Source organism: Pseudomonas sp. P4_C3, assembly GCF_056402075.1.
The window spans coordinates 1-6,961 of the sequence record NZ_JBFUIC010000237.1; the positions used below are offsets into that span (position 1 = coordinate 1).

Genomic DNA, 6,961 nt, shown 5'->3' on the forward strand with positions numbered 1-6,961 from the left:
CCCTATGGTGAGGTGCATTCAATGAGGTATCAGTCGTTTTTCGATACAGCCAAAGCATACGAAATGTAATTCGTATAATGAAGCTGCTGTATTAAAGGTAGTTAATTGTTTGCTGAAGTGGAAAGAAATTGCGAAGTTTCCTGTAATGATTCATCAGGAAAGCGTAAGTGGGACTATTGAATGGCTCTGGTATGCTGAGTTTGTGTTCAGCCAATTAGAGGAGAAAAACATGAGTAACATGAGATTGCCGAAGTCCCTGAAAAGTGGAAGCAGGATCGCTATAGTTTCGCCAGCGGGTTATTTGACCAATCCGGCCTTTTTGGATCACGTTACTACGATGATTAAAGAGCAGGGGTATGATTTTGTATATTCAAAAAACTGCTTTGAGAAGTATGACAATCATTATGCCTATGCAGGCACCCCGCAGCAAAGGTTGGCAGATTTACAATGGGCGTGCGATGACCCGAATATCGACGCTATCTGGGTGACTCGTGGGGGTTATGGAAGTGTACAGTTGCTGGATGGACTAAATTTTAGTGCCATTTGTAAAAATCCCAAATGGCTGATTGGTTATTCCGATATCACTTACCTGCACAGCGCTTTCAATCGCCACGGTATCGCTACGATCCATGGGCACAACGTCGTACGAACCCTGAGTAATGGCGTTCCTCCTCCGCCGTCTGCCTACGGCAAGATTTTTGATATTTTGAAAGACCACGCGCCAGAGTATAAGATTGTTTCACATGCACTGAATAAAACGGGCAAGGCCAAGGGGCGACTGGTGGGTGGAAACCAGACTATTGTTGGAGCCGTTTCTGGAACCCGCTACGACTTCGATTACAAGGGAGCAATATTGTTCTTGGAGGAGGTCGGAGAAAATGCTTATTATAGAATCGATCGGCAAATGCAAACGCTGGAAACGGCAGGTGTGTTGGCTAAAATAAAAGGCATCATTATAGGCTCCATGCGGGATATAGGCGGCGTGAAGTCGGATTTTGACGAGGCTGCTTATAGCTTGATTCATCAAATTACAGAAAAATATAAAGTGCCTAAAATATTTGCTTTTCCCGCAGGGCATATACCTGATCATTACCCGTTGATTATGGGGGCGGAGGTTGAGATGGAAGTGCGGGCAGACCAGAGTATCGTGAAATACTCCCTGTCTCATAAACGCTCTTGATTCGGGATATTCTTCGGGTGGTCAAATAAATGTTGAACACTCGAAGAAGCCCGCAGTCGCACTCATTTTCATGGACCATCAGGCGCACCTGTTGGTCTTAATGTAACGCCTCAACCGAAACTGGCAGGGGTAGTGAACCTGACGTAGGGCAGGAGTGCGCTTGTGCGTTCAGTAGAAACTCCATACGGCCGGCAACACTGCAGCGCACTGACGTTCTACGTATCGCCGTTATCGAAACTGAAAGCTGCCAACAGGGCAAGCACGGCTTCTTCAATCAGTTTATCGTCGTATTCCATGATCGTTGCTCCGCTCGTATTCATTAAGCTCCGTAAACCTCCACCAGCCTCAAGATGGATTATGCGATACCGGCGAGCAGTTCCAGGGCAGTAAAGCTTCGTAATCCTCAACCGAAGAAGCCGTCGGCAGGCGCTCAAGTGCGTGGCGCAGCCACGCATAGGGCTCCTGGCCGTTGGCTTTGGCTGTCTCGACCAGGCTGTAAAGTTGAGCACTGGCCATCGCGCCTTTGGACGTGTCGGTGAACAACCAGTTCTTCCTTCCGATCACGAAGGGCCTGATGGCGCGTTCGGCAGGGTTGTTGTCAATCGGCAAGTAGCCTTCCTCGACATACCACGCAAGTTTGTTCCAGTTGTTGGCCAGATAACTGATGGCTTTGCCCAGGGCGTTCTGAGCTGTGACCTGAGGCTGTGTCTTTTCCATCCAGTTTTTCAACTGAGCCAACGCCGGCAGGCTGTGCTCGTGACGACCTGCTTTATCCAACTCGACCAGTGCGGCCAGGCCATTAATGGATTTTAGAAAGCCGACGGGCTTTGGGTAGAGATAGACTTTTTCGACTTTAGCATCGGGTCGCATCATGGCGGGGCTGACTCCAGAGGGAATCGGGAGCACAGCATCGGGGATCGGCTGCGAGTCTTGTATGTGAGGTTTATGGCGCGCTTACGTTCATCGCTGAGGCAGGGAAAATGATACCTGCAGGACGAATCTTCAAAAGAACAGAATTAATTCCAATAGGCCGTGATTAATACAGGAAAAGCCAATATAAAACACAAAACAAGGGAATTACGCATCTTGAACTGGATTGCGGTTAATTCTATAATTTTGGGTATTAAATGGTGTGCAGCGACGGACGACACGTTATGTTGGATTTAAGCTTCAGCAAGCCGAGTGAAATCGTCAAGCGGCTCTGCAATCGTCTGCGCACGGAACGGCTGGCTTTGCAGATGACGCAAGCCGAAGTGGCCGGTCGCGCCGGTATCGGGACCAATACCGTTTCCAACCTTGAAGCTGGGCGCAATGTCGGGTTCGAGAATGTGGTCCGCGTGGCCATGGTCCTTGGACGAACCAAGGAGCTCGAAGGGCTGTTCTTGCCAAAGCTCGATAGCCTTGAAGACATTCGCCGATACGAAAACACTGTCAATCGTCATCGCACCAAGAGGAAGTCCGATAATGCTTGAGCAGGTTGACGTCTACTACGAGGGGTGGGGTGAACGTTGGCTGTGGGGCACGCTTGTGTCTACGACCGCTATCACCGGTCGCCCACAGATTGTGTTTGAGTACAGCAATGAAGCGAAGAGCAGAGGCCTGGAGCTGTCGTCCTACACACTTCCATTGGACGGCCCCCAACTACGTCGAGGTTTTCCGTCACATCAGTTGGGCCTGCCAGGGCCTATCTATGACTCGTTGCCTGACGGTTGGGGCCTGCTGCTGATGGACCGGTTGTTCAGGCGCCGCGGCCTCAACACAGCACGCATAGGACCTCTGGAGCGGCTGGCCTATGTTGGTAATAATGCCATGGGGGCAATGTCGTTCGAGCCCGTGGCTCCCGAAGGGCAGGAGCCGCAAGCGCATATCCCCCTTGAACTGCTTGCGGCTGAGATTCAGGAAGTTCTCAATGGGGAAGGTGGGGAATTCCTGCAGACGTTACTGTTGGTAGGGGGCTCCCCTCAAGGCGCCAGGCCAAAGGCGTTGGTCTATCGCGATCCTCAAAGTGGAGCCTTCACCACCGCCGCCAAGCCGGGCTTTGAAGCCTGGCTCATCAAGTTCCCGGCAAAAGAAGAACATCCCGAGGTGTGTGCTATCGAAATGGTCTATGCCGAGTGCTTGCGCATGTGCGGCATCCAGACCCCGGACACCCGGCATTTCAGTCTGCCCAACGGGCTGGCAGCCTTCGCGAGTAAGCGCTTTGATCGTATGGACGGYAAGCGCGTGCCCATGCAAAGCCTTGCAGTCTTTACCGGGGCCGACTACAAGTCACCGGGGTCCTTGGACTATGTCAACTTCTTGCGTGCGACGCAGATGTGCACCAACGATGTGCGAGAGAAAGCTATCGCCTTCGAGCGCGCCGTCTTCAATGTTGCATTCAACAACCGAGACGACCACCCAAAAAACTTCGCCTACGTCATGTCTCCGTCCGGTGCATGGCAGCTGGCGCCGGCCTACGATGTGACTTTCTGCGAGGGACCGGGCGGTTATCACCAGATGGACGTGATGGGCGAGGCCTTGGAGATTGATCGAGACGCGATGCTCAGACTTGCAGACGAAGCAGAGGTCTCAGTGGAGACTGCTGGCGGCATCATTGACAAAATTTGCAACGTCGCGAGCCAGTTTGCGACCATCGCCGAGAACCTGTACCCACGCGTGATCACCCAAGACACCCTGGATACCATTCAAGGCCGAATCGACGAGAACATCGACCAGCTGCGCTAACACCATTTGGAGGGCAGGAATCGGCCCTTCATCTCTGCATTCAGGGTTGAAAGCATCCATTGTTCGAGAATGGAGATTTAACCCTGATGATCTCTCGCCAAGGCAACTTAAAGACTGTCCGGATCCCCGAAGAACATTTCACCAGGGCTCTACCTCGACTTTACAGGCCGAAGAGTCATGAACATGCCCCTGGTTTTGCCCCTGTCGCTCCCTACGATGGGCAATTGCTCACGGGGTTCAGCCTTACCCCGGATAGCGCCACGACCATCGGCAGGTCAACTTCAAACCCGAGTTAAGTTAGCGTCACCAATCTATCAGGCTGCGGATCATTGCGGCCGGAGGTCCGCCGCTCGCGCCGCCATTGTCCAGGTGACACGCCGGTCGCGGCTTTAAACGCGCGGCTGAGTGTGATGTCGCTGCCGTATCCCGTCTGCTGCGCCGCAGCTGCGATCGAGTGGCCGGCAGCGAGGATGAGCTTGGCACGATAAATACGCCACGTCGCGACGTAGGTCAGCGGCGGCACTCCGACGACCGACTTGAACAGCGCCGCGAAGGTGGAGCGCGACATCCCGGCAAGCAGTGGCCAAGTGTCGATGGTTGGCGTGCTGGCGGAGGGCGTGATGCCTGGCTACCTCGACATGTTCCTCACCTTCGCGCTGTTCCAGACGTAACCGCGCCGGTGCGACGCGCTTTATCACACCCTATCGATGCAAGGAGTACATGAAATGGGAAAACTRCTTGGAAAAGTCGCTGTAATCACAGGCGGCGGCAGTGGCATCGGCCTCGCCTCAGCGAAGCTGTTCGCCCAGGAAGGCGCAAATGTCGTCATCGTCGGCCGCACCAAATCCGCCTTCGATAAAGCCGCCACCGAAATTGGCGAAAGCGCCGTGGCCATCGTCGCGGATGTTTCCGATCTGGAAGCACTGGACGCCCTCTATGCTGAAGTCGGCACGCGCTTGGGCAGGATCGATGTGTTGTTCGCCAACGTGGGCGTCAGCAGTCTCTCGTCGTTCGAGGCGGTGACGCCGGAGGACTTCGACAGGCAGTTCAACGCCAATGTCCGCGGTCTGTTCTTCACCGTGCAAAAGGCGCTGCCGCTGCTCAGCGAGGGGGCGTCGGTAGTCCTCAACGCCTCGGTGGCGCACAAAAAGGGCTCCCCGCTGCATTCGGTCTATGCCGCGACCAAGGCGGCTCGGCATTCAATATGTGTGACTTAGATCCGAGTTGACGGGTGGCTGCCGATGTAACTAAGCGAATGCTGGATTACGGCTGCTCTGATCGTCCGCCAGGGAACACCAGATCCGCTGAAGTTTTGCGTTCACGAATGGGCTGTGACGATTCGTGTATCAGGCCCCATAGTGCTAGCAGCGGCTTGTGGGTAGACCTCATTGAATGGACAGCTGACGGGGGGTTGAACACCACACCGCCAGGCCCCGGATTCCACCATCCGACATCTTCCCGGTACCAATCACCTTCTGATAAAACGACGTAGAATTCTGCAGGGGGATGCGCATGGAAGGGGTAGCAAAGGTTGGGCGCCATCACAGCCAGTCCCACTGTCATCGTTGAACATTCGAACAGCGCGCCTTCTCCGAGAATCAATGCATGCCGATGTTTTTCTTCGAGGCCGGCATCATCCCTTTCAGTAGCGAGTCGCTTTATCCACCGGCTATTGCGTAATAGGGGCTCAAGCGCTGTTAGCAGAGTTTTGAAGTCACTCTGAATTCTGGGAGCGTCAGATAACGCCTGTGAGACCGTGGAGTGCAAGGACGAGGGCAGGGGGTTGCCCTTGAAGGGAGGCAGGCCGATGTTCAAGTGGGCATCAGCCAAGGAGCGAACACAGGTTTCAGTATCCCCGCCGTCGATCCCGCAAAGTGGGGAATGACGGGCAAGGATTCGCAGGAGTGCCTCCCGCATAATCACTCCATGCATCAGGAGTTCTTGCTCCGACATATTGCAGTTGAATTGCATAGCCCTTTACCTCTCGAATAGACAACGCGGGTCGCCGTGGGAAACGCCTTTGATTTACCAAGGCGAGGTCACCTTACTCACGGCCAGCGAGCAGCTCTTTCATATAAAGATTGGCGCTCGCCCCGATACTGAGGAAAGGTTCTGCTGGCAACTTCTTGGGCGGCGCGTAGTCGTTGAAGATGTCGAGAATCGGCGTGCTTTTTTCCATCGCGAAATCTGCTGCGGCGATCCCGGCAGCGGTGGATTTAGACGCCCCAAGGCCGTTGCAGCCGCAAGCGCTGATCACACCAGGCGCAACTTCTCCAAAGGCGGGTACTCCGTTCAGTGTCACCGCCATTTCCCCACCCCACCGGTACTGCATACGAACCTTTGGTAGCATCGGAAAACGACTGGCGAATTTTTTATCATGAGCCTTGCCAGCGCTGTTCACCGCGTTTTCGCTGACCTGCACCTTGGTGCTAAAGGTGTAGCGTGAACGAATCAGTATTCGATCACCGTCCCTGCCAGCGATTCGCCGCACGGTCGTGCCCATGGGCAGGGCAGGGGTGGCGGCCCACTGTCTTTGTCCAGAAAGCAGGTCGGGATCAAACGCCTCCGTCATGGATGCATAGGTGAAGATAGGCATGAGCGTCTTCTGAAAGAAGCCAAAGTCACGCGCGTATCCATTGTTGGCCAAGATTATTTTTTGGGCTGTCACGGAGCCGTCAGGTGTCTTGATCAGCCAGCTGCCGTTTTTAACTTCAAAGGATAAAGCCGGTGTCTGCTCGAATACCTGTACCGTTGCACGCAGGCTATCCGCGACGCCTCGGATGTATGCAGCCGGTTGCACAATGACCGTGCCAGGCATGAACAGGCCAGCCGTATAGGCAGGTGTACCTGTGATCTGCGAAATTTCCGTAGCACTGAGTATTTGATGACGCTCGCCTAAAGCTGTCAGTTGCTTCGCATAGGCCTTGATATGTTCTTCGCCGCGCGATCCCATGGCCACGCTGTATCGCCCGCATGGATTGAAGATCTCAGGTCCCCATTGCTGATCTTCAGCAACACCGGCAGCGAGATCGATCGCGCTTCGATACAGGAAAATAT

General features: G+C 54.2%; 7 protein-coding genes and 1 pseudogene. 4 read left to right on the forward strand and 4 right to left on the reverse strand.

The window, feature by feature from the left end; genetic code table 11:
* The first annotated feature begins 109 nt into the window (after positions 1-109).
* Positions 110-1,180, forward strand: a complete 1,071-nt coding sequence (locus AC1DVH_RS24155; RefSeq protein WP_477755939.1) for a S66 peptidase family protein — start codon at positions 110-112, stop codon at positions 1,178-1,180.
* Positions 1,181-1,525: 345 nt separating this feature from the next.
* Here AC1DVH_RS24155 and AC1DVH_RS24160 read toward each other — a convergent pair.
* Positions 1,526-1,945, reverse strand: a pseudogene (locus AC1DVH_RS24160) (IS66 family transposase); the annotation flags it as partial.
* Between the two features lie 389 nt (positions 1,946-2,334).
* On the opposite strand from AC1DVH_RS24160, the gene AC1DVH_RS24165 reads away from it, so the two are divergent.
* Both AC1DVH_RS24165 and AC1DVH_RS24170 read left to right on the forward strand, forming a co-directional pair.
* Positions 2,335-2,652 (forward strand): helix-turn-helix domain-containing protein, encoded by a 318-nt coding sequence (locus tag AC1DVH_RS24165; protein WP_477755940.1) that lies wholly within the window; start codon positions 2,335-2,337, stop codon positions 2,650-2,652.
* Positions 2,645-3,904, forward strand: a complete 1,260-nt coding sequence (locus AC1DVH_RS24170) for a type II toxin-antitoxin system HipA family toxin (protein WP_477755941.1) — start codon at positions 2,645-2,647, stop codon at positions 3,902-3,904. Before AC1DVH_RS24165 ends, AC1DVH_RS24170 begins: the two co-directional genes overlap by 8 nt.
* A gap of 292 nt (positions 3,905-4,196) precedes the next feature.
* Here AC1DVH_RS24170 and AC1DVH_RS24175 read toward each other — a convergent pair whose 3' ends face one another.
* Positions 4,197-4,472, reverse strand: coding sequence for a helix-turn-helix domain-containing protein (locus AC1DVH_RS24175; RefSeq protein WP_477755942.1), 276 nt, complete (start codon positions 4,470-4,472; stop codon positions 4,197-4,199).
* Positions 4,473-4,629: 157 nt separating this feature from the next.
* On the opposite strand from AC1DVH_RS24175, the gene AC1DVH_RS24180 reads away from it, so the two are divergent.
* Positions 4,630-5,121, forward strand: a complete 492-nt coding sequence (locus AC1DVH_RS24180) for an SDR family NAD(P)-dependent oxidoreductase (protein WP_477755943.1) — start codon at positions 4,630-4,632, stop codon at positions 5,119-5,121.
* 46 nt (positions 5,122-5,167) lie between these two features.
* Here the strand turns inward: AC1DVH_RS24180 and AC1DVH_RS24185 are convergent, their stop codons facing one another.
* Together AC1DVH_RS24185 and AC1DVH_RS24190 are read right to left on the reverse strand one after the other, a co-directional pair.
* Entirely contained in the window at positions 5,168-5,875 is a 708-nt protein-coding gene (locus AC1DVH_RS24185; protein WP_477755944.1) for a dimethylsulfonioproprionate lyase family protein, read from the reverse strand.
* A gap of 73 nt (positions 5,876-5,948) precedes the next feature.
* Positions 5,949-6,961: NAD(P)/FAD-dependent oxidoreductase (locus AC1DVH_RS24190; protein WP_477755945.1), on the reverse strand; the 1,013-nt coding region annotated here is incomplete at its 5' end.